General features: G+C 69.7%; 18 protein-coding genes. 9 read left to right on the top strand and 9 right to left on the bottom strand.

From position 1 onward, the window contains the following. Positions 1 to 127: 127 nt before the first annotated feature. Positions 128 to 964, bottom strand: a complete 837-nt coding sequence (locus tag ACIBL3_RS29295; RefSeq protein WP_396356878.1) for an acyl-CoA thioesterase — start codon at positions 962 to 964, stop codon at positions 128 to 130. Positions 965 to 1,167: 203 nt separating this feature from the next. After that, a complete protein-coding gene (locus ACIBL3_RS29290; RefSeq protein ID WP_396356877.1) occupies positions 1,168 to 2,082 on the bottom strand; it encodes a proteasome assembly chaperone family protein in 915 nt (304 codons plus the stop codon). Positions 2,083 to 2,253: 171 nt separating this feature from the next. On the opposite strand from ACIBL3_RS29290, the gene ACIBL3_RS29285 reads away from it, so the two are divergent. The 3 genes from ACIBL3_RS29285 to ACIBL3_RS29275 are packed head-to-tail and all read left to right on the top strand — an operon-like array spanning position 2,254 to position 5,756. Further along, entirely contained in the window at positions 2,254 to 3,270 is a 1,017-nt protein-coding gene (locus tag ACIBL3_RS29285) for a hydroxyacid dehydrogenase (RefSeq protein ID WP_396356876.1), read from the top strand. Next, positions 3,267 to 5,174 carry a DUF2264 domain-containing protein gene (locus tag ACIBL3_RS29280; protein ID WP_396356875.1) on the top strand — a complete coding sequence of 636 codons (1,908 nt, stop codon included), beginning with the start codon at positions 3,267 to 3,269 and terminating at the stop codon, positions 5,172 to 5,174. Before ACIBL3_RS29285 ends, ACIBL3_RS29280 begins: the two co-directional genes overlap by 4 nt. Positions 5,175 to 5,225: 51 nt before the next feature. Further along, the gene (locus tag ACIBL3_RS29275) at positions 5,226 to 5,756 is read left to right on the top strand and encodes a ferritin (protein WP_396356874.1); all 531 of its coding nucleotides are present in this window, start codon (positions 5,226 to 5,228) and stop codon (positions 5,754 to 5,756) included. A 39-nt stretch (positions 5,757 to 5,795) separates the two neighbouring features. On the opposite strand, the gene ACIBL3_RS29270 is transcribed toward ACIBL3_RS29275, so the two are convergent. Continuing rightward, complete coding sequence (locus ACIBL3_RS29270; RefSeq protein WP_396356873.1) at positions 5,796 to 7,673, bottom strand: DUF2207 domain-containing protein; 1,878 nt, start codon at positions 7,671 to 7,673, stop codon at positions 5,796 to 5,798. Positions 7,674 to 7,801: 128 nt separating this feature from the next. Here ACIBL3_RS29270 and ACIBL3_RS29265 point away from each other — a divergent pair, with 128 nt between their 5' ends. Then, complete coding sequence (locus ACIBL3_RS29265; protein ID WP_396356872.1) at positions 7,802 to 9,931, top strand: elongation factor G-like protein EF-G2; 2,130 nt, start codon at positions 7,802 to 7,804, stop codon at positions 9,929 to 9,931. Positions 9,932 to 9,940: 9 nt separating this feature from the next. On the opposite strand, the gene ACIBL3_RS29260 is transcribed toward ACIBL3_RS29265, so the two are convergent. Genes ACIBL3_RS29260 through ACIBL3_RS29250 form a run of 3 tightly spaced genes read right to left on the bottom strand, consistent with a single transcriptional unit; the run spans position 9,941 to position 12,503 of the window. Next, positions 9,941 to 11,182, bottom strand: a complete 1,242-nt coding sequence (locus ACIBL3_RS29260) for a tetratricopeptide repeat protein (protein ID WP_396356871.1) — start codon at positions 11,180 to 11,182, stop codon at positions 9,941 to 9,943. Further along, on the bottom strand, positions 11,182 to 12,057 hold the full coding sequence (locus ACIBL3_RS29255; RefSeq protein ID WP_396356870.1) for a tetratricopeptide repeat protein: 876 nt from the start codon (positions 12,055 to 12,057) through the stop codon (positions 11,182 to 11,184). The genes ACIBL3_RS29260 and ACIBL3_RS29255 overlap by 1 nt, the downstream gene beginning before the upstream one ends. Then, positions 12,054 to 12,503, bottom strand: a complete 450-nt coding sequence (locus tag ACIBL3_RS29250) for a hypothetical protein (protein ID WP_396356869.1) — start codon at positions 12,501 to 12,503, stop codon at positions 12,054 to 12,056. The genes ACIBL3_RS29255 and ACIBL3_RS29250 overlap by 4 nt, the downstream gene beginning before the upstream one ends. Before the next feature lie 269 nt (positions 12,504 to 12,772). On the opposite strand from ACIBL3_RS29250, the gene ACIBL3_RS29245 reads away from it, so the two are divergent. The 4 genes from ACIBL3_RS29245 (at position 12,773) to ACIBL3_RS29230 (ending at position 15,320) form a co-directional block, all read left to right on the top strand. Then, positions 12,773 to 13,177, top strand: a complete 405-nt coding sequence (locus tag ACIBL3_RS29245) for an HIT family protein (RefSeq protein WP_396356868.1) — start codon at positions 12,773 to 12,775, stop codon at positions 13,175 to 13,177. A gap of 62 nt (positions 13,178 to 13,239) precedes the next feature. After that, positions 13,240 to 14,463 (top strand): MFS transporter, encoded by a 1,224-nt coding sequence (locus tag ACIBL3_RS29240; RefSeq protein ID WP_396356867.1) that lies wholly within the window; start codon positions 13,240 to 13,242, stop codon positions 14,461 to 14,463. A gap of 4 nt (positions 14,464 to 14,467) precedes the next feature. Beyond that, a complete protein-coding gene (locus ACIBL3_RS29235; RefSeq protein ID WP_396356866.1) occupies positions 14,468 to 15,091 on the top strand; it encodes an RNA polymerase sigma factor in 624 nt (207 codons plus the stop codon). Continuing rightward, positions 15,084 to 15,320 carry an anti-sigma factor family protein gene (locus ACIBL3_RS29230; protein WP_396356865.1) on the top strand — a complete coding sequence of 79 codons (237 nt, stop codon included), beginning with the start codon at positions 15,084 to 15,086 and terminating at the stop codon, positions 15,318 to 15,320. Before ACIBL3_RS29235 ends, ACIBL3_RS29230 begins: the two co-directional genes overlap by 8 nt. Before the next feature lie 3 nt (positions 15,321 to 15,323). Here the strand turns inward: ACIBL3_RS29230 and ACIBL3_RS29225 are convergent, their stop codons facing one another. Genes ACIBL3_RS29225 through pgsA form a run of 3 tightly spaced genes read right to left on the bottom strand, consistent with a single transcriptional unit; the run spans position 15,324 to position 17,968 of the window. After that, the gene (locus tag ACIBL3_RS29225; protein ID WP_396356864.1) at positions 15,324 to 16,421 is read right to left on the bottom strand and encodes a glycosyltransferase family 4 protein; all 1,098 of its coding nucleotides are present in this window, start codon (positions 16,419 to 16,421) and stop codon (positions 15,324 to 15,326) included. A 10-nt stretch (positions 16,422 to 16,431) separates the two neighbouring features. Further along, positions 16,432 to 17,292 carry a phosphatidylinositol mannoside acyltransferase gene (locus ACIBL3_RS29220; protein ID WP_396356862.1) on the bottom strand — a complete coding sequence of 287 codons (861 nt, stop codon included), beginning with the start codon at positions 17,290 to 17,292 and terminating at the stop codon, positions 16,432 to 16,434. 4 nt (positions 17,293 to 17,296) lie between these two features. Beyond that, positions 17,297 to 17,968 carry a phosphatidylinositol phosphate synthase gene (gene pgsA / locus ACIBL3_RS29215; protein WP_396356860.1) on the bottom strand — a complete coding sequence of 224 codons (672 nt, stop codon included), beginning with the start codon at positions 17,966 to 17,968 and terminating at the stop codon, positions 17,297 to 17,299. Between the two features lie 130 nt (positions 17,969 to 18,098). Here pgsA and ACIBL3_RS29210 point away from each other — a divergent pair, with 130 nt between their 5' ends. Further along, a complete protein-coding gene (locus ACIBL3_RS29210) occupies positions 18,099 to 19,040 on the top strand; it encodes a hypothetical protein (RefSeq protein ID WP_396356858.1) in 942 nt (313 codons plus the stop codon). Positions 19,041 to 19,052: the final 12 nt, after the last annotated feature.

Here is a 19,052-nt window from a genome sequence, read left to right as displayed (position 1 = left end):
GCCATGGGGCATGTCAAGGTCGGGATCGACGTTGCGTGGGGCACATATCGATGTGCTCAGCGGAGTGTGTTCAGGGGCTCAACGCTGTGCCATCACCAGCTACGGGCACGGCCGACCTTGGCCTGCCCTAGTCGAGGTCGAGGCCGACCGGTCTGATGAGGCCTTCCTGGGCTACCGATGCGACCAGGTCGCCGCCCTCGGTGAAGAGGCGGCCGGTGGCGAAGCCGCGGGCGCCGGAGGCGGACGGGGAGGCCTGATCGTAGAGCAGCCACTCGTCGGCGCGGAACGGGCGGTGGAACCACAGCGCGTGGTCGAGCGACGCCGGCTGGATCCGCCGATCGCCGATCACAATGTTGTGCGGGAGCAAGCTTGCCCCCAGCAACGTCAGGTCACTCGCGTACGCCAGAACGCAAGCATGCAAGGCCGGATCGTCCGGAAGCTTGCCAGCAGCCCTTATCCAGAACTGCCGCCCGGTCACCCCGGCCAGGCGTACGTCGAGGGCCGCCCACTCCTTGTCCCAGTCGGCGGCCTTGCGCCCCGACCGCGCCTCCAGGACGGCCGCCAGCGTGGGCGCCTCGTCCGGTGCGACCAGGTCGTCCGGCATCGGGTCCTGGTGATCCAGGCCGGACTCGGGCCGCTGGAAGGACGCCGACATGTAGAAGATCGGCTTGCCGTTCTGCGACGCGACCACGCGACGGCTGCTGAACGAACCGCCGTCCCGGGTCGGCTCCGGGCGGTAGATGATCGGCACGCTGGTGTCGCCGCCGCGCAGGAAGTACCCGTGTAGCGAGTGCACGATCCGCTCCGGCTCGACGGTCCGGCTCGCCGCGGCCAGCGCCTGCCCGAGCACCTGCCCGCCGAACACACGCTGCATCGAGGTCTGCGGCTGCCGCCCGCGGAACAGGTCGACGTCGATCATCTCGAGGTCGATCAGCTCGACCAGGTCCTCCAGCGACTCAGGCATGCCTCATCCTGACAGGTCCGGCAGGTACGGCGACGCACCGCCGGCGACTGCGGACGCCGGACCGGCTGTGGTTCCGGTCACTCGGGTTCTTTCGGTGAGCCTTCGGTGGCGGTCAGTAGGTGAACCTCGGCCAGGAAACCGGGACCTCGGACATCTGGCCAGATGTCCGAGGTCCCGATTGTGTGTCCGAGGAACAGCTGGAGCTACTTGTCGTCTTCGCGGTTCAGCTCGGCGAGGAACTGCTCGACCTCGGCACCGAGCTCGTCGGCCGACGGAGTGGAGCCGGCCAGGAGGCTGCCGCGGCTGACCGAGCCGGCGGCCGCGTCGTACTGCGTCTCGAGCGCCTTGACCACCGCGCTCACGTCCTCCGACGCGTCGACCTGCTCGTCGACCAGCCGGCCGGTGACGGCGGCCTCGTCGAGCAGGGCCTTGCTAGGGAGCAGCAGGCCAGTTGCCGCAGAGATCGCGTGCACCAGCGCCAGCGCGGCGCCCGGGAACCGGTTCTCGGCCAGGTAGTGCGGGACGTGGACCGCGAAACCCATCGCGTCCTTGCCGGCCTCGCCGAGCCGGACCTGCAGCATCGTGCCGGCGCTCGCGGGCAGTCGCATCTCGCCGTCCCAGATGTTCGACCGGGTGACCAGCTCGGGCCGGGTCGCGTGCGCGGTGAGGCCGAGCGGGCGGGTGTGCGGAACGCCCATCGGAATCCCGTGGACGCCGATCGTGAGCGTCACGTTGTACCGCTCGATCAGCTGCCGGACCGCGCCGGCGAACCGGTTCCAGTGGCTGTCCGGCTCGACGCCTTCGAGCAGCAGGAATTCGACGCCCGCGTCGTCCTTCAGCAGGTGCAGGCTCAGGTGCGGCGGGGTGTAGTCGATGAACCGGTCCTCGGCGAACGTCACCTCGGGCCGCCGGGCCCGGTAGTCGTGCAGGAGGTCGACGTCGAACCGCGCGAGCAGCCGGCTGTCCAGCACCTCGAGCAGGTGGTCGGCCGTGACCCGGCCCGCCTGTCCCGCGTCCATGAATCCGTCCAGCGAATGCACCAGCACCTTCGGCGTCGCCGCCGGGCCGGTGGCCACCGACTCGTCGACGATCTCGTAGAGGTCGTCCGGTCGCAGCATCGTCGTCTCCTTCGCAGTGGCCAACAGGGCGGGTAGGCCCCTCTATCCTGCCCTCTGAGGTGTCAACGCCTGCGGTCCGGGCCTTAATTCCGCGACTGGAATCTTTAAGGTTCTTTTCACTATCCGGCACAGGGGAAGACAGCATTGGAAAGCGCTTGCTAGGTTGGCAGCGTGAGCAGCGAACCAGACTCCGCCCTGACCGTCATGCTGGCGATGAACGACGCCAGCCGGGCCCGTGTCCTTGTCCCGCGCGTCCGCGACCGGCTGGACGCGATCGCCACGGTGCTACCGGTCGGCCCGGGCCGGACGTTCCTCGACGACCCGGAGATCCTGGCCGCGCTGCCGGACGTCGACGTGCTGCTCACCGGATGGGGCTGCCCGCGGATCAGCCCGGAGGTGCTGGAGGCCGCGCCGAAGCTGCAGGCGATCCTGCACGCGGCGGGTTCGGTGAAGGCAATCGTCGCGCCGGAGGCGTTCGACCGCGGCATTCAGGTGTCGTCGGCGGCGCACGCCAACGCGCTGCCGGTGGCCGAGTTCACAGTCGCCGCGGTCGTGCTGGCCGGGAAGCGGGCGTTCCGGCTCGCAGCGCAGTACCGGACCTCGCGGAGGAAGGCGGACCCGCACGGGATGCCGGGCAGCTACGGTACGACGGTCGGGCTGCTCGGTGCGTCGCGGATCGGGCGGATGGTCGCGGAGCGACTGCAGGCCTTCGACCTGCACGTGCTGATCAGCGACCCGTACCTCGCGGAGGCCGACGCAGCCGCGCTCGGCGCCGAACTGGTGAGCAATGACGAGCTGTTCAGCCGCAGTGACATCGTCAGCGTGCACGCGCCGCTGCTTCCGGAGACCGTCGGTCTCGTGGACGCTCGCCTGCTGGGGTTGTTGCGGGACGGCTCGGTGCTGATCAACACCGCCCGCGGCAAGATCATCGACTCGGCCGCGCTCGAGCGTGAGTGCGTGGCCGGCCGGATCGACGCCGTACTCGACGTCACCGATCCGGAGCCGCTGCCGCCGGACTCGCCGCTGCTCGATCTGCCGAACGTCTTCGTCACCCCGCACGTCGCCGGTGCCGTCGGCAACGAGATCGCCCGCCTCGGCGAGCTCGCCGTCAGCGAACTCGAGCGCCTCACCGCCGGCCGGCCTTTGCAGCACGCCATCGACCCCACCGATCTCGGGAGACTCGCATGAGCCGCCTCGTCCTGCCCGACACCGACCGCGTTCTGTCGCGCCAGACCGGGTGGAGCCGGGCGCACTGGGAGGCGCTGGCCGACCATCTGCTCGACTCGCTGGTGCCGTACTTCTCCCCCGGCGCTTCGCTGATCGCACTGCCGGGCCGGCCAAGTCGGTCCGGTACGGCGTCGGACGCGTTGGAGGGCTTCGCGCGGTCGTTCATGCTCGCCGCGTTCCGGATCGCCGGAGTGCAGGGGAAGGGCTGCGAGCAACTGATCGAGCGGTACGCGCGGGGCGTGGCCAACGGAGCGAATCCGGACCACCCCGAGGCGTGGCTGCGGCTGACCCCGCGGTCGCAGCAGATGGTCGAGGCGGCTGCGATCGCGGTCGCGCTGCACGAGACCCGCGAGTGGATCTGGGACCGGCTCGACACGCGGGCGCAGGAGCACGTGGCCGAGTGGCTCGGCGGGTTCAACGGGTCGACGACGCACGACAACAACTGGCGGCTGTTCCAGGTCGTGAGTGAGCAGTTCCTCGCGTCGGTCGGAGCGCCGTACCGGCAGGAGGACATCGACGGCGGGCTGGACCGGATCGAGGACTGGTACGTCGGCGACGGGTGGTACTCGGACGGCGACGGCCAGAACTTCGACAACTACATCGGCTGGGCCATGCACCTCTACCCGGGGCTGTGGACGCGGATGGGGGCAGCCACACCCGGTGCGCAGTACGAGGACCGGTTGAAGCTCTACCGCGAGCGGCTGCAACTGTTCCTCGAGGACGCGGTGCATCTGGTCGGCAACGACGGTGCACCGGTGTACCAGGGGCGCTCGCTGACCTACCGGATGGCTGCGGCCACGCCGTACTGGATGGGCGCGTTGCTGGACGCCACTCCGCTGTCGCCGGGCCAGACGCGGCGGCTGTGCTCTGGGATCGCGCGGCACTTCGTGCAGCACGACGTACCGGATGAGCGTGGACTGCTGACGCTGGGGTGGTACGACACGTTCCTGCCAACGACGCAGCAGTACTCCGGTCCTGGCTCGCCGTACTGGGCTTCGAAGGGGTTCATCGGGCTGGTGCTGCCGCCCGAGCACCCGGTGTGGACCGATCCGGAGGGCTCGGTGCCGCTGGACGATGCGGATCAGGTACGGGCGATGCCGGCGCCGGGGTGGATCGTGCACGCCAGCCGCCACGACCAGGTGGTGCAGTTGGTCAACCACGGTGCCGACCATGCGCCGGTGGCCGAGCCTGACGGGGTGGAGCCGGAGGGCGATGCGCACTACAACCGGCTGGCGTACGCGAACCACGCGGGTCCCGAGCTGTCCGACCACGCGCCGCGGATCGACAACCTGATCTCACTGGTCTCCTCCGACGGTCTCGTCAGCGGCCGTGGGCGGATCCGGCGGATCGGGGTCGGCGAGCGTACGGCGTCGTCGTGGCACAGAGCGTGGTTGGGGTCGAGTGGGCCGTGGCAGATCGAGACGGCCTCGGTTGTGCATAGCGGCTGGGAGATCCGGTGCGCGCTGGTCGAGGGACCGGCCGGCGCGATGGTCCGCAGCGGCGGTTTCGCGGTCGCCGGGGAGTCTTTGCCTGAGGCAACCGCGGGCTACCGGACCGCGTCCGCGCGGAACGACGACGGGCTGCTGTCGGCGGTGGTCGGACTGCATGGGTACGACGAGGCCGGGGTGCACCGTGGACTCGGTGCCAACGCGTTCGGTGTGCACTCGGCGACGCCGTACCTGACGGCTCCGCACGACGGCGATCCGCTCGTGCTGGTGAGCGCAGTACTGCTGACCCGGGACGCGCTGCGACCGGAGGCGCTTGCCGAAGGCATCGATGTCGTGGTGGCCGGCACCACGGTCCGGATCAGCCTTCCCGGCGGCGGTGACGAGGTGGTCGAACTGGGATCGAATCGAGTCGGTTAGGGCAGGCTCGCCAACGGTGAGAAATCCGGTCGGGCCCACTAGATTGGCGCAATGAGCACGTACGAGAAACTTCTGCAAGAACAGATCCGTAACGAATTCACGGCGGCACAGCAGTACCTGGCAGTGGCTGTCTGGTACGACGACCAGGATCTGCCGCGGCTGGCCGCGCACTTCTACAAGCAGTCCTTGGAAGAGCGCAACCACGCGATGATGATGGTGCAGTACCTGCTCGACAAGGGCGTCCGGCCGCACATCCCCGGCGTCGGCGAAGTCGAGTCCGACTTCAAGTCCGCGCTGGAGCCGCTGGAGCTTGCGTTGCAGCAGGAGATCACCGTCACCAAGCAGGTCGAGACGCTGGCCCGGACCGCGCGGGACGAGAGCGACTACATCGGCGAGCAGTTCATGCAGTGGTTCCTCAAGGAGCAGGTCGAGGAGGTCGCCGCGATGAACACCCTCGTGAACGTGGCGAAGCGGGCCGGTGACAACCTGTTCCACCTCGAAGACTTCCTGGCGCGCGAAGGTGCTGGTGACGGTGGGGCCGCAGATCCCACGGCCCCGGCCATTGCCGGCGGCAAGGTCTGAGGTTTCTCTGACGCCTGCCGGGGCGGGCGGCGGTCGGGGTTACCAGGAGCCGCCGCCTCCGCCGCCTCCGCCGCCGCCGGAGGAGCCGCCGCTGAAGCCGGAGGAGCTGCCGCCGCCGGAGGAGCTGGAGGGGGTGGGTGGCGGGTCGAAGCTGCTGGCGACGGTGCTGCTGAGGGCGCCGGCGGTCCAGCCTGAGCTGTAGTACGACGGGCCGACGTACCAGTACGGGTCCGGGGTGATCCGCCCAGCTGCCACCAACTGGGCGCAGACCCGCTGCCACCGGTCGGCCAGACCGAACGCGATCGCCCAGGGCAGGTACTTGCTGAAGATGTCCTCGCCCTCCTCGAACCGCAACTGCTCGGCCTCCGCAGTCGCCAGGTACTTCCGGAACCCGACCAGCTGATCGGCCACCGCCCGCCCCGCCGGGTTCCGCTGCCCGCGCGCCCGCTTGCCGATCCAGATGCCAATGGCAACGATCACCGCGACCACCGGTAGGCCGATCACCACCGCCCGGCCCAGTCCCCCGGTCGCCGCCCCAACGACGGTCCCCATCAGTCCGAAGCCGAACACCCAGATCCCGATCATCGCCATACAGGCACAGCTGAAGCCGTTCTTGAAGACCGAGCCACCACCCTGGCGCGGCATCCGCAGGTACCACCCGCGCTGCTTCACCTGCTCCCGCAGCGCCTTGATCATCCCGTCGTGCGCCCGTCGCATCGTGTGATCGCCGACCGCACCCCGCCGTAGCACCACCGACTCCCCCGGCTGCAGCGACGGGAACAGCCCCGACAGCAACATCTGCTCGTGCGGCGCCGTCGCAGCCGCCGGATTCACCAGGACGGCGCTCTGCGAGTTGCCACCGTTCTCGATCCGTACGCCGCCCCGCACCGCCAACTCGATCAGCGTCGCCGCCGTCTCCGTCGTGTTCGCCTTCGCATCGATCAGCAGCCCACCCTCCGCGACCGGGATCCGCGGCGGCGCGAAAGCGACCGGGATCCGGTCCTCGGACAGCTCGTCCTTCACCGGCTGCGCAGCCATCCCGTCCGGTGGGAACGTCCCGGGCGGCAAGCCGGCGAACCGCTGGTCCGGGCTGCCCTTCTTCGCGTACAGCACCGCGCCCGCGATCGCGATCACCGTCGCCGCGAGCGAGGCGATCAGCGCGGGCACGGTGATGCCCTCGCGCTCCATCCAGCTCGGCGGGTCGACCAGGATCGGGGTGTCGTTGCTGACGACCCCGGGCTTGATCCCGGCGACGACGGTCAACTGCTCGCCGCGAGGCAGGTCGCTCGCGCCGAAGACGCCCTTCCCCCCGCTGATCGTCTTCTGCGGGCAGTCCTGCGTCGATCCCGCCGTACCGGTGAAGCACTCGACCTGCGTGACGCCCTCGGGCACGGTGACGTCGACCGTGACCTCGTTGAGGACGGCCTCCCAGCTGGCGCCGGTCGCGTCCCAGTACAGCTCGCTGTGGTCGTCGAAGTGCCGGAGCGCGCCGCGGACGTCGTACGTGATCACGTACGACGCGTCGTACCCGGAGATCGTCTCGTCCTCGGAGCCGATCTTGATCCGCAGCGTCTGGTAGCGGTCGTGGTTCGACTTGGTCGTCTCGGTGCTGAACTCGTCCGGCGCGTCCGGGCTCTGCACCGCGATGTTCGAGACCTGGTACTCCTGGTCCTTGGAGTCGTCGTCCCGCCACGGTTCGCGGATGACCAGGTCGCGGTAGATGCCGTGCCGGCCGGTGCTGCCGAAGCTGTAGGCGATCGTCTCTTTCACCTGGAGAACGCCGTCCGGGGTGACGGTGTAGTCGATCCGGAAGCTCTTCACCTCGTCACCGGGAGCCGCTGACGCGGGTGTCGCGAAACCGGCCCCTGCCAGCGCGGTGAGGAGCAGCGTGAGCGCGATGAAGAGGGTCCTTCGCATGGCGCGACAGTACCGAGAGTGAGGGTCCGCCGGGGGGACGCCGCTGACATGTCAGGAGAAAACGCCATCCGAAGACTCTTGTGCTGAGTGGCCGTTGGGGGAATCGTGGGTGGACCAGGAGGAACGTCATGGCAGACAAGACGAACACTTCCCAGGGCACCGGAGCCGCCCCCGCTGTGGACAGCCCGGCCGCCATCCGCAACGTGGTGCTCGTCGGCCCGTCCGGGGCCGGCAAGACCACTCTCATCGAGGCCCTGCTGGTGGCCTCCGGCGTCCTGTCCAGACCCGGCACCGTCCTCGAGGGCACCACGGTCTGCGACTTCGACGACGCCGAGATCCGCCAGCAGCGGTCGGTCGGGCTCGCACTGGCCTCTTTGCCGCACGACGGAATCAAGGTCAACCTGATCGACACCCCCGGGTACGCCGATTTCGTCGGCGAACTGCGGGCCGGACTCCGGGCCGCCGACTGCGCCCTGTTCGTCATCTCGGCGAGCGAGGGTGTCGACGAACCGACCAAGACGTTGTGGCACGAGTGCGACCAGGTCGGCATGCCGCGTGCCGTCGTGATCACCAAGCTCGACCACGCCCGGGCGAACTACAACAACGCGCTGGCCGCCGCGCAGGCAGCGTTCGGCGACAAGGTGCTGCCGCTCTACCTGCCCGCTGGTGACGGGCTGATCGGGCTGCTGTCCCAGAAGTACTACGAGTACACCGACGGCAAGCGATCGACCGCGGAGCCGGACGGCTCGTACGAGGATCAGATCGAGGAGCTCCGCGGCACCCTGATCGAGGGCATCATCGAGGAGTCCGAGGACGAGTCACTGATGGACCGCTACCTCGGTGGCGAGGAGATCGACCAGAAGGTGCTGGTCGAGGACCTCGAGCGCGCGGTCGCCCGCGGCTCGTTCTTCCCGGTCGTCCCGGTCTGCAGCGGCACCGGCGTCGGCACCCAGGAGCTGCTCGAGGTGATGACCAGTGGCTTCCCGTCGCCACCCGAGCACACGCTGCCCGAGGTCTTCACCGCGCACGGTGTGCCGCGCAAGGGCCTGAGCTGCGACCCCAGCGGGGCACTGCTCGCCGAGGTGGTGAAGACGACGTCGGACCCGTACGTCGGCAGGGTCAGCCTGGTGCGGGTGTTCTCCGGCACCATCAGGCCCGACACGACGGTTCACGTGTCGGGCCATTTCACGTCGTTCTTCGGTGAGAGCTCGCACGCCGACCACGACGAGGACGAGAAGATCGGCACGCTGTCGTTCCCGCTCGGCAAGGTGCAGCGGCCGGCGTCCACGGTGGTCGCCGGTGATCTGTGCGCGATCGGCCGGCTGACCCGGGCGGAGACCGGTGACACGCTGTCCGACAAGGCGGACCCGCTGCTGCTGAAGCCGTGGACGATGCCCGAGCCGCTGCTGCCGATCGCCGTACAGGCGCATGCCAAGACCGACGAGGACAAGCTCGGGATCGGGTTGCAGCGACTGGCGGCCGAGGATCCGACGCTGCGGATCGAACAGAACCCGGAGACGCATCAGATCGTGCTCTGGTGCATGGGCGAGGCCCACTCGGACGTCGTACTGGACGCCCTGGCGAACCGGTACGGCGTGACCGTCGACACCGTGGAGTTGCGAGTGCCGCTGCGGGAGACGTTCGGCGGCAAGGCCAAGGGACACGGCCGGCACGTGAAGCAGTCCGGCGGCCACGGTCAGTACGCCGTCTGCGACATCGAGGTGGAGCCGCTGCCGGAGGGGTCCGACTTCGAGTTCGTCGACAAGGTGGTCGGTGGGGCGGTGCCGCGGCAGTTCATCCCGAGTGTCGAGAAGGGCGTCCGGGCGCAGATGGAGAAGGGCGTCTCGGCCGGCTATCCGATGGTCAACATCCGGGTCACGCTGCTCGACGGGAAGGCGCACAGCGTCGACTCGTCGGACATGGCGTTCCAGATGGCCGGCGGGCTGGCGCTGCGTGAGGCGGCGTCCGCGACGAAGGTGAACCTGCTGGAGCCGGTGGACCTGGTCTCGGTGATGGTGCCGGACGAGTTGGTCGGCGCGGTGATGAGCGACCTGTCCGGACGGCGCGGCCGGCTGCTCGGCACGGACAAGGTCGGCGACGACCGCACGGTGGTGAAGGCCGAGGTGCCGCAGGTGGAGATCACCCGCTACGCCATCGACCTGCGGTCGCTGTCGCACGGCGCCGCGTCGTTCACGCGGTCGTTCGCGCGCTACGACCCGATGCCCGAGTCGGCGGCGGCCAAGGTGAAGTCTGGTTAGCACACGGCCTTATGACAGGCGGCGACGGACGTCGCGGGTACGCAGGTACGCCGCGACGTCGTCGTACCGCTCGCTCTGGTTGGCGAACTCGATGTACGAGCGGACCCGGTGCAGCCAGTCGAGCGTCGACGGCTTGACCGCGGGCAGCGCCTCGGTCAGGTGACGCATGGCCAGCGGCGGCTCGCCACCGCTGCTGAGCGCCTCGTCGATCACCCGGTCGACGCCGCGTTCGATCAGCGCGCGCAGGTCCGCGCCGCTGAACATCGGCGTCTGCCCGGCGAGCGCCTTCAGGTCGAGCCCGTCCGACGGTACGTCCCGCACCAGCACGTTCAGGATGTCCGCCCGCGCGGGCTCGTCCGGCGGCGGCACGAAGACCACCCTGTCGAACCTGCCCGGCCGCAGCATCGCCTCGTCGACGTCCCACGGCGCGTTCGTGGCGGCGAGCACGAGAAGACCGTCGTTCTCGGAGCCGATCGCGTCCAACTCCTGCAGCAGTACGTCAACCAGCCGCCGGGCCTCGGATCCGCCGTGCTTGTGCCGCGCGAAGGCCAGCGCGTCGAGCTCGTCCAGGAACAGCACGCAGGGCGCGTTCGCCCGGGCGCGCTCGAAGGCGGCGTGCAGGTTGCGCTCGGAGACCCCGAGGTACGGGTCCATCACGTCCTCGATCCGGACGTTCACGAACGGCAGTCCGCACTCCCCCGCGGTCGCCCGCGCCAGCAGCGTCTTCCCGCAGCCCGGCGGCCCGTAGAGCATCACGCCGCCGCCGGACTTCCGTCCGTACTTCTCGTACAGCTCCGGGCGGCTCAGCGGCAGGATCACCATCCGGTGGATGACCCGCTTGAGGTCGTCCATCCCGCCGACCTGGTCGAAGGTCGTGGTCTCCTTCGGCGTGTCCACCTCGTACGGCGTCTCGGCCCCGGGACCGACCTTGATCTTGACCCCGCTGCGCTCCGAGATCATCTCGTCGACCAGCTGCTGCAGCCGCCCGGTCCCCTCGACGACGCCCTGTTGCCGGGCCGCCTCGAGCAGGTTCCGCAGCAACGCGAGCCGCCCGTTCGCCGCCGCGAGCTCCCCGACTGTCACGAACTGGTCGTCCGGCAACCCCTGCTGATCGAGCAGTACGACGTACTGGTCCAGAGCCGACTCGGACTCGCCGGCAGTCACCAGCGACTCGGCCAGCACCAGCCGAAGCAGCACGTCATCCGGATTGGCCTCCACCGCCTTCCGCAACGCCGCGATGCGGTCATTCATCAGGCGCCCCACTTTCGGTTGAGCCAGCGGCGGACGAGGGGTGGGGCCACCCAGGAGTAGATGCAGAAGCCGAACCAGCCGATGGCGGCGAGGAAGGCCAACGGTGCGAGGCCGGCGATGCGGAGGCCGTAAATGACCGCGACCGCAGCGACCCAGACGACGAGCGGGTTGAACCGCTGGAACGGGCGGAGCGGGCGCATCAGCGGGTGGTTCATCAGCTTCGCCTCGCGGGCCGCCGCGCGGAGGTCGGCGTCACCGGGTTGGGACGCGGCGGCGGAGGCCAATGAGTTGTAGCCGGATCGCGAGTCGCCGGTGAGCATGGACGCCGTACCGTGCAGGGCTCGGGCGCCGGGATCCTCGGGGTCGTGTGAGAGAGCCTCGGTGCTGTGGCGGTGCATGTCGCGGTCCTTGCCGAGCGCGAAAGCGACCTGAGCCCGGGCAGCAGAGACCGCGGCGCTCTCGGGTGCGTGCGAGGCGGCGCGCTCGACCAGGGCGCTCGCCTTCTCGGCCTGTCCGGCGGTGAGGCAGACGTGCGCGTAGCCGATCAGCAGGTCGGGGTCGTTGGGGTCCAGGCTGAGGCCTTGGAGGAACGCGGCCTCCGCCTCGGGCAGACGGCCTACAGCGCGCAGGGAGGAGCCGAGCACGTGCAGCATTGGCAGGAACGGTCCGTGCTGGGCGAGACCGTCCTTCAGTACATCGATGGCCTCGTCGTTGCGGTCGAGCGCGTGGAGCGCGGCGCCGCGGAACAGGTACGCGCGATAGTCGACGGCTGCGTCGCCCCAGAGGCCCTGGAGCTCGTCGAGGGTGCGTTCGGGGTGGCCGATCTGCAGCCAGTGGCCGGCCATCTGCAGCCGGGCTTCGGTTGGTTCGTTCACAGGGCCACCGCCACGAGTACCAGGATGAGTGCTTCGGCGACGGCGCCGCCGATGGTCACCGCGAGGCCCGGGCCCCACAAGGAGCCGTAGTCGGCGCCGCGGAGCTGGAAGGCGCGGTCCATCGGGCGCTGGATGCGGAGCTGGACCAGGCAGCATGCGACGGCGACGACCCGGATCGCGATCCGCAGCCCCGAGGTGACGCCGTCGTCGGTGTTGAGCAGCGCGAAGACGGCAATGACGGCGGCCAGCCCGGCGGCGCCGGTGAGCAGGATCAGGCGCTGTTTGGCCGCGTCCACGCCGAGCCGGCGGGCGTTCAGGAACGCGATCGTGGTCGAGGCGATCACCCCACCGAAGAAGGCGACGTACGTCTGGGACATCAGTCGCCACGGGCGCACCGACATGTCCACACCGGCGCCGATGGTCGGGCGCAGCAGTTCGTCCGGCATGGGGCTCCTCGCGTGGCAGATCCGGCTGCCGCAGTGTACTGCGATAGGCAGCAGTCCCTCGTCAAGCACTGGGTGGCGACCGCAGGGTCTCCTCCGGACCCGCCCCCTGCCCGTCATCCGCCCCCCTGGCGTGGGTCAGCCCATCGCAGGGTGGGTTGCCCAACCAGAATCCGGTGGGCAAACCCGCACTCTGGTTGGCTGACCCACGACAGGGGCCGAGGTCACCACGGGACCGAGGTCGTTCCTTGCCGAGGCACTAGCCTGGGCCGATGACCGAGAACTGTCTCTTCTGCGGGATCGTGGCCGGGAACATTCCGTCGACGCAGGTGGCGTCGAACGAGCGGGCGATCGCGTTCATGGACATCAACCCGGCGACGCCCGGCCATCTGCTGGTGGTGCCGCGGGCGCACTCGACAGACCTCCGGGAGGCCGACGCCGAGGACCTGATCGGGGCGACGCTGCTCGCGCAGTCGCTGGTCGGACGGGTGATCGAGCGCCTGAACGCCGACGGCGCGAACCTGCTGAGCTGCATCGGCGCCGAGGCGTGGCAGAGCGTCTTCCACACCCACCTGCACGTGGTCCCCCGCTACCAGGACGACCCGCTCAAGCTCCCCTGGCACCCCACCCCCGGCGACATGGAGCAGATCCAGGCCACCGCCGCCAAGCTCCTGTAACACTTCCGCACCTCATGACACTGCAGAGCTGACCGGATAACCCGAGCCCTGCAGAGGTAGTCATGTCGAACACCGTCGTCGCAGCACCTTGTGAGCAGTACGCCGTACCCCACAACGTGCTGCGGCGGCGGTTGCTGCCGCTGTGGGTGGGGACGTTTCTGCAGGGGTTTGCGTTGTGGGTGCCGGTCGAGAAGTTGTTCATGAGTGAGATCGGGTTCGACGCGGCGACCGTTGGCGTGATGGTTGCTGCTTACGCGGCGTTGGTGCCGGTGGCCGAGGTGGCGTCGGGGGTCCTGGCGGACCGGTGGTCGCGGCGGGGTGTGCTGATGCTCGCGGGGCTGGCGATGGTGGTGAGCGTCTCCGTCGCCGCGCTCAGTCAGAACGTCGCGAGCTACATCGTGGCCGCGCTCCTCTTCGGGGTCTACTTCGCGATGTACTCCGGAACCATCGAGGCCGTCGTGTACGACGTGGTGCTCGAGGAGACCGGGGACGGCGAAGGCTACGAGCGCGAGATCGGCCGGGTCCGCTTCGTCGAGAGCGTCGCACTCGTGGCGAGCGCCCTGGCCGGTGGTTGGCTCGCCTCGGTGCTGTCGACGCGGGCGACGTACTTCCTCACCCTCCCCTTCGTCCTGCTCTACCTGGTCGCGCTGACCCGGTTCTGCGAGCCGCGCCTGCACCAGACCAGCGAGCGGACCTCGCTCCGGCACCACCTCACAGTCACCTACCGAGCGATCACCCACCGCGGGCGACTCGTCCCGATCGCGGCTGCGTCGATCATGGCGGCGATGATCCTGCAGGCGGTGTTCGAGTTCGGACCGCTGTGGCTGATCACGCTCAAGGCGTCCGCGGTGTACTACGGACCGTTCTGGGCAGTCCTGGTCGCGACGCTAGGCATCGGCGGACTGCTCGCCGGACGGCTCCGGCTCGACCGTCCGATCCCGGTGGCGATCGTCGTAATGGTCATGCTCGCCGCCTGCCTGACCCTGACGAGCAGCCGGGACCTGGTCGCCCTGACCGTGGCGATGGTCGCGCTGTGCTTCCTGCTCGTCGTGATCGGCATCCACGTCAGCCGCCTGCTGCACGACGCCGTACCGTCGACGATCCGGACCGGCGTGGTGTCCGGGATCGGCGCGGTGTCGTGGCTGGTGTTCACGCCGTTCGCGCTGGTGTTCGGTGCCGTGAGCAAGCAGTTCGGCGTGTACGTGTCCGGGTGGATGCTGACCGGGGCGGTCGGAATGGCCGGTGCGGCGGTCGTCTGGGTCCGGAACCGTGCTCCACTACGCTGACCCAATGGCCGACGACGTACTGGTCGAGCGGTTGCGGAGCGGGGACGAGGATGCGTTCGCGCTGCTGCTGGACGGGTGGTCGGGTGGGATGCTGCGGGTGGCGCGGTCGTTCGTGTCGACCGAGGAGTCGGCCGCGGAGGTCGTGCAGGAGACCTGGCTCGCGGTGATCGAGGGCATCGACCGGTTCGAGGGCCGGTCGTCGCTGAAGACCTGGGTGTACCGGATCCTCACCAACACGGCGAAGCGGCGCGGCACCCGGGAGCACAAGGTGGTGCCGATGAGCAGCGTGGACGACTCCGGGCCGACCGTCGACCCGAGCCGCTTCCGCCCAGCCGGCAACCCGTTCCCCGGTCACTGGTGGGACTTCCCGCCCGCCTGGCCTTCGCCCGAGCAGGGTCTGCTGAGCGGGGAGGTCCGCGACCGCCTCACCGAAGCACTGACCGAGCTCCCCGAGCGGCAGCGGCTGGTCGTCGTACTGCGGGACGTCGAAGGACGCCCGTACGACGAAGTGTGCGAGCTGCTCGGGATCACGGCGGCGAACCAGCGGGTGCTGCTACACCGGGCGCGGGCGTTTCTGCGCGGCAAACTGGAGGAGTACTACATGCAGGAGGGCGCGCGTCATGAGTGATCTCGACTGCCGCGGGTTCGTCGAGCTGGTCACGTCGTACCTGGAAGGCGACCTGAGTCCGCAGGACGAGCAGGACTTCATCGACCACCTCGCGCAGTGCGACGGCTGCGAGCGCTATCTGGAGCAGATGCGGCTCACGTCGACGGCACTGACCGACCTACCCACCGGATCCTTGCCGGCCGACACCCGGAGCAGACTGCTGGACACGTTCCGCGCACGCCGGAGCTAACGCTCACCTAGCGACCAGCTCGTAGACGGAAACCAGTTCGGGGAGCAGCACCGACCAGTCATAGCGTTGTACGGCGCTCAGTCCGGAGACGCGGAGCTTGTCGCGCTCGTCAGGGGTACCGAGGAGGCGCAAGGCCCGCGTGGTGAGCTCCTCGACGTCACCTGGTTCGAACAACTCGCCCAACCGCCCACTGTCGAGCACTAATCGGAACGCGGCCAGATCGCTGGCGAGCACCGGTGCCCCGGCAGCCATGGCCTCGAGCAGGACGATGCCGAAGCTCTCGCCGCCGAGATGCGGCGCGACGTAGAGGTCAGAGCCGGACAGCATGTCCGCCCGAGCTGCGTCGTCGATCGCTCCGAGGAAGACGACGTTGGCGCGACAGCTCTCCGGTAGCGACCGCCGTGCCTCGTCCGCCTGACCGGTCCCGGCGACGAGGACTCTCAGGTCGGGGCGTTCGGCAACCAAGGCGGGCACGGCCTTCAGCAGGACCTCGAGTCCCTTGCGGGGTTCGTCCATCCGGCCGATGAAGCTGATCGTGCCGTCCGCCCCCTGCCACTCCGGCCGCGGGGTCCCCCGGAAGCGGTCGACGTAGAGGCCGTTCGGGATGACCACCGCCTCGCCGCCGATGTGCTGGACCATCATCGAGCGGGCGCTCTCCGAGACGGCGATCCGGGCGTCGATCTTCTCCAGCGCCGGGCGCAGCAGCCCGGCGGCGGCGCTCATCGCGCGGGACCGGACCTGCCAGGTGTGGAAGGTGGCGACGAACGGGCCGTCGGCCGACCACAGCGCGATGATCGAGGCGCTCGGCGTGGTCGGCTCGTGTACGTGGACGACGTCGAAGCGCCCGTCGGCCAACCAGCTCTTCACCCGCGCGGCAGTCCGCGGACCGAACGTGACCCGGGCAACGGAACCGTTGTACGGCACCCCGACCGCCCGGCCGGACGAAACGACGTACGGCGGCGCCGCATCGGTGTCGTCGACGGGGGCGAGGACGGACACCTCGTGGCCGAGCGCAAGCAGCGCCTCGGCCAGGTCCCGGACGTGGTTCTGCACCCCACCAGGCGTCCCCAGCGAGTACGGGCACACCACGCCGATCCTCACGGGACGATTCTCACCCTTCGAGGAAAATCCTCTGCAGCATGTGCCAGTCCTCGGGGTGGGCGGCGATGCCCTTGGCGAAGGCGTCGGCACAGCGCTGGGTCATCGCCGCGGTGCCGCCGTCCGGGTCGATCGTGTCGTGGAAGGTGATCACCAGGTCCGGGCCGTCGTAGTGCAGGGTCGCCGGGATCAGCGGCGCCCCGGTCCGCAGGCTCAGCGCCGCGGGACCGGCCGGCATCCGCGATGGGCGGCCGAAGAACGTCACCGGGACGCCACGCTCCGACAGGTCCCGGTCGGCGACCAGGCAGACGAAGCCGCCGGCCCGCAACCGCTCCGCCAGGACGCCGGTGACGTCCTCGTCGCCGCCGGTGAGCGGGAGGACCTCCATGCCGAGCTTCTTGCGGTAGGCAATGAAGCGGTCGAACAGGGACTCCGGTCGCAGCCGTTCGGCCACGGTCGACACCGGCATCCCGGTCAGGCCGGCCCAGGCGCCGGCGTGGTCGTAGTTCGCCAGGTGCGGCAGCGCGCAGATCACACCGCGGCCGGCCGCGTAGGCGTCGCGGAGCAGCTTCTCGTTGACCGTGCGGACCCGGCCGACGATCTCCTCCTCGCTCCACTCCGGCAGCCGGAACGCTTCCTGCCAGTAGCGCAGGTACGACCGCATTCCGGCCTTGGTCAACGCGTCCAGGTCCGCGTCGGGGCTGACCACGGCCAGGTTGCCGCGCAATCGCCGTACCCCGCGACCGTTGCGGTGGTAGGTCCGGTCGGCGGCCTGCTGGAACAGCCAGGTGATGGTGCGCTCGGGCAGGCGGCGCACCAGCGTCCAGGCGACGGCGAAGGCCAGGTCGACGGCCCGGTGCCGCACGCCGTCCATCACGTCAGTTCTTGGGGTCCGGCCCGGCCGGTGGCGTCGGCGGGGTGTCCAGGCCGGCGTTCCCGGGGTCGGCCAGCACCTGTTTGCGGACCGACAGCGTGCGCTGGACCACCGTGATCGTGCTCGCGGCGGCGAGGTACCAGATCACGATCTGCAGCAGGATCGGCAGGTTCAGCACGTCGGAGAAGAACGCGATGACCAGCGTGAACACCAGCCGGTCGGCGCGCTCGGCCAGGCCGCCACTCGCCGTCAGGCCGAGGCTCTCGGCCTTGGCCCGCGCGTACGACGTGACCGCGCCCATCACCAGCGCCCACAGGGTCACCGCGGCCATCAGCGTCGAGTCGCCGGCGTTCGAGTTGGCGTAGTACATCACCAGGCCGCCGAAGATCGCGCCGTCGCCGATCCGGTCCAGCGTGGAGTCCAGGTACGAGCCCCACTTCGACGAGGTCCCCGACGTCCGCGCCATGTGGCCGTCGATCAGGTCGGAGAACACGAAGCAGGTGATCACCACGACGCCCAGCCAGAGCTGGCCGCGCGGGAAGAAGATCAGCGCACCGGCGCACACCCCGATCGTGCCCACCAGCGTGACCACGTCGGCGCTCACGCCGAGCTTGAGCAGGAGGTTGGCGATCGGGGTGATCACCTTGGTCCAGAACTGCCGGAATCTGTTAAGCATGGCGACGCGATCGTAGTCGAGCCGGATCACCATCCGGTCACACGCCACCCAACCAGCGGCCAAACCCGCGTGACAAACCTGCGCGCGGACCGGTTTCGCGGGATGCTGGACACAGCAAGGAGGTGCGCCGATGCGACCGAGGCCGGGACAGCTCTGCGCCCTCGCCTGTGCCTTCGCGCTGGCGGCCTCCGGCTGCTCGGTCGCCCGCAACGCCAATGGCGCCCGGCCAATCCCCAGCCCGTCACCGGCGCCGGCAGTGGTACCGACCGTAGTCGCGCCGCCACAGGCCGAAGGGCTGGACGGTACGGCGGGCGCCCCCGGACCACAGGTGTGTACGGCGATCACCCGCACCCTGACCGCGTCACTCAAGGTCACCGTCACCGCGAAGCCGAACGCCTGGAACGACGCCGGTCTCCCCGCGCTTGACCTCTGCACGCTCCTGGTCGAAGGGCGCCCGGTGACGATCGGTGTCAGCGCGCTCCCCCGCCAGCCCGACTCGCTCGAGCGGCTGCTCAGCGGCGCCGCCTCCCGCGAGCCGCTGGCCGAACTCGGCCCGGACGCCCGGATTGCGGACTCGCTGATCGTCTTCCCGGCCGCCGATCGCGCCGTGCAGCTCAAGGCGAACGGCGGCATCGACCGGGCCAGGGCGGTGGCGGTCGCCTTGGCCGTGCGGGACGCCGTACCGAAGACTGTCCGGAACGCGCGGCAGTCCGACTCGGCGTGCCAGGTGTCGAACTCGGCGGCCGAGCAGTTCGTCGGGGCGCACGTCCAGCTGCGGCGGGACTACCGGGTGAACGGGGCGCTGACGTGCATCTGGGGCACGTACGACGCGACCGTGGCGGTCGTCGAGGCGTTCGACCAGTCCACCATCCCCGAGGCACAGCGAGTCCCGCCACCCCGCCTCGCCCCCATCGGCCAGCCCGGCTACTACCTGCCCGACGCGGGCGAACTCGTCTTCCGCCAGGGCCGCCGGGTGGTCCGCGTCACCGGCCTGACCAACCCATCCCGCGAGATCTCGCTCGAGACCCTGCTCGGCCTCGTCGACCCCCTGCTGCCTTTGTTCCTGCGCTGAGCCAACTTTCTG

It is taken from the genome of Kribbella sp. NPDC050124 (assembly GCF_044460355.1).
Classification (GTDB): domain Bacteria; phylum Actinomycetota; class Actinomycetes; order Propionibacteriales; family Kribbellaceae; genus Kribbella.
The sequence above is the reverse complement of the archived record's forward strand: the minus strand, read 5'-3'. Positions and strand labels throughout refer to the sequence as shown.

Bases quoted from the DNA above. Each gene is read 5' to 3' on its own strand.
- ACIBL3_RS29290 (WP_396356877.1), bottom strand. From the start codon at position 2,082: ATGCTGCGACCGGACGACCTCTACGAGATCGTCGACGAGTCGGTGGCC.
- pgsA (WP_396356860.1), bottom strand. From the start codon at position 17,968: ATGCTTAACAGATTCCGGCAGTTCTGGACCAAGGTGATCACCCCGATC.
- ACIBL3_RS29220 (WP_396356862.1), bottom strand. From the start codon at position 17,292: ATGGACGGCGTGCGGCACCGGGCCGTCGACCTGGCCTTCGCCGTCGCC.
- ACIBL3_RS29260 (WP_396356871.1), bottom strand. From the start codon at position 11,182: ATGAATGACCGCATCGCGGCGTTGCGGAAGGCGGTGGAGGCCAATCCG.
- ACIBL3_RS29230 (WP_396356865.1), top strand. From the start codon at position 15,084: ATGAGTGATCTCGACTGCCGCGGGTTCGTCGAGCTGGTCACGTCGTAC.
- ACIBL3_RS29275 (WP_396356874.1), top strand. From the start codon at position 5,226: ATGAGCACGTACGAGAAACTTCTGCAAGAACAGATCCGTAACGAATTC.
- ACIBL3_RS29245 (WP_396356868.1), top strand. From the start codon at position 12,773: ATGACCGAGAACTGTCTCTTCTGCGGGATCGTGGCCGGGAACATTCCG.
- ACIBL3_RS29270 (WP_396356873.1), bottom strand. From the start codon at position 7,673: ATGCGAAGGACCCTCTTCATCGCGCTCACGCTGCTCCTCACCGCGCTG.
- ACIBL3_RS29250 (WP_396356869.1), bottom strand. From the start codon at position 12,503: ATGCCGGACGAACTGCTGCGCCCGACCATCGGCGCCGGTGTGGACATG.
- ACIBL3_RS29210 (WP_396356858.1), top strand. From the start codon at position 18,099: ATGCGACCGAGGCCGGGACAGCTCTGCGCCCTCGCCTGTGCCTTCGCG.
- ACIBL3_RS29265 (WP_396356872.1), top strand. From the start codon at position 7,802: ATGGCAGACAAGACGAACACTTCCCAGGGCACCGGAGCCGCCCCCGCT.
- ACIBL3_RS29240 (WP_396356867.1), top strand. From the start codon at position 13,240: ATGTCGAACACCGTCGTCGCAGCACCTTGTGAGCAGTACGCCGTACCC.
- ACIBL3_RS29295 (WP_396356878.1), bottom strand. From the start codon at position 964: ATGCCTGAGTCGCTGGAGGACCTGGTCGAGCTGATCGACCTCGAGATG.
- ACIBL3_RS29235 (WP_396356866.1), top strand. From the start codon at position 14,468: ATGGCCGACGACGTACTGGTCGAGCGGTTGCGGAGCGGGGACGAGGAT.
- ACIBL3_RS29280 (WP_396356875.1), top strand. From the start codon at position 3,267: ATGAGCCGCCTCGTCCTGCCCGACACCGACCGCGTTCTGTCGCGCCAG.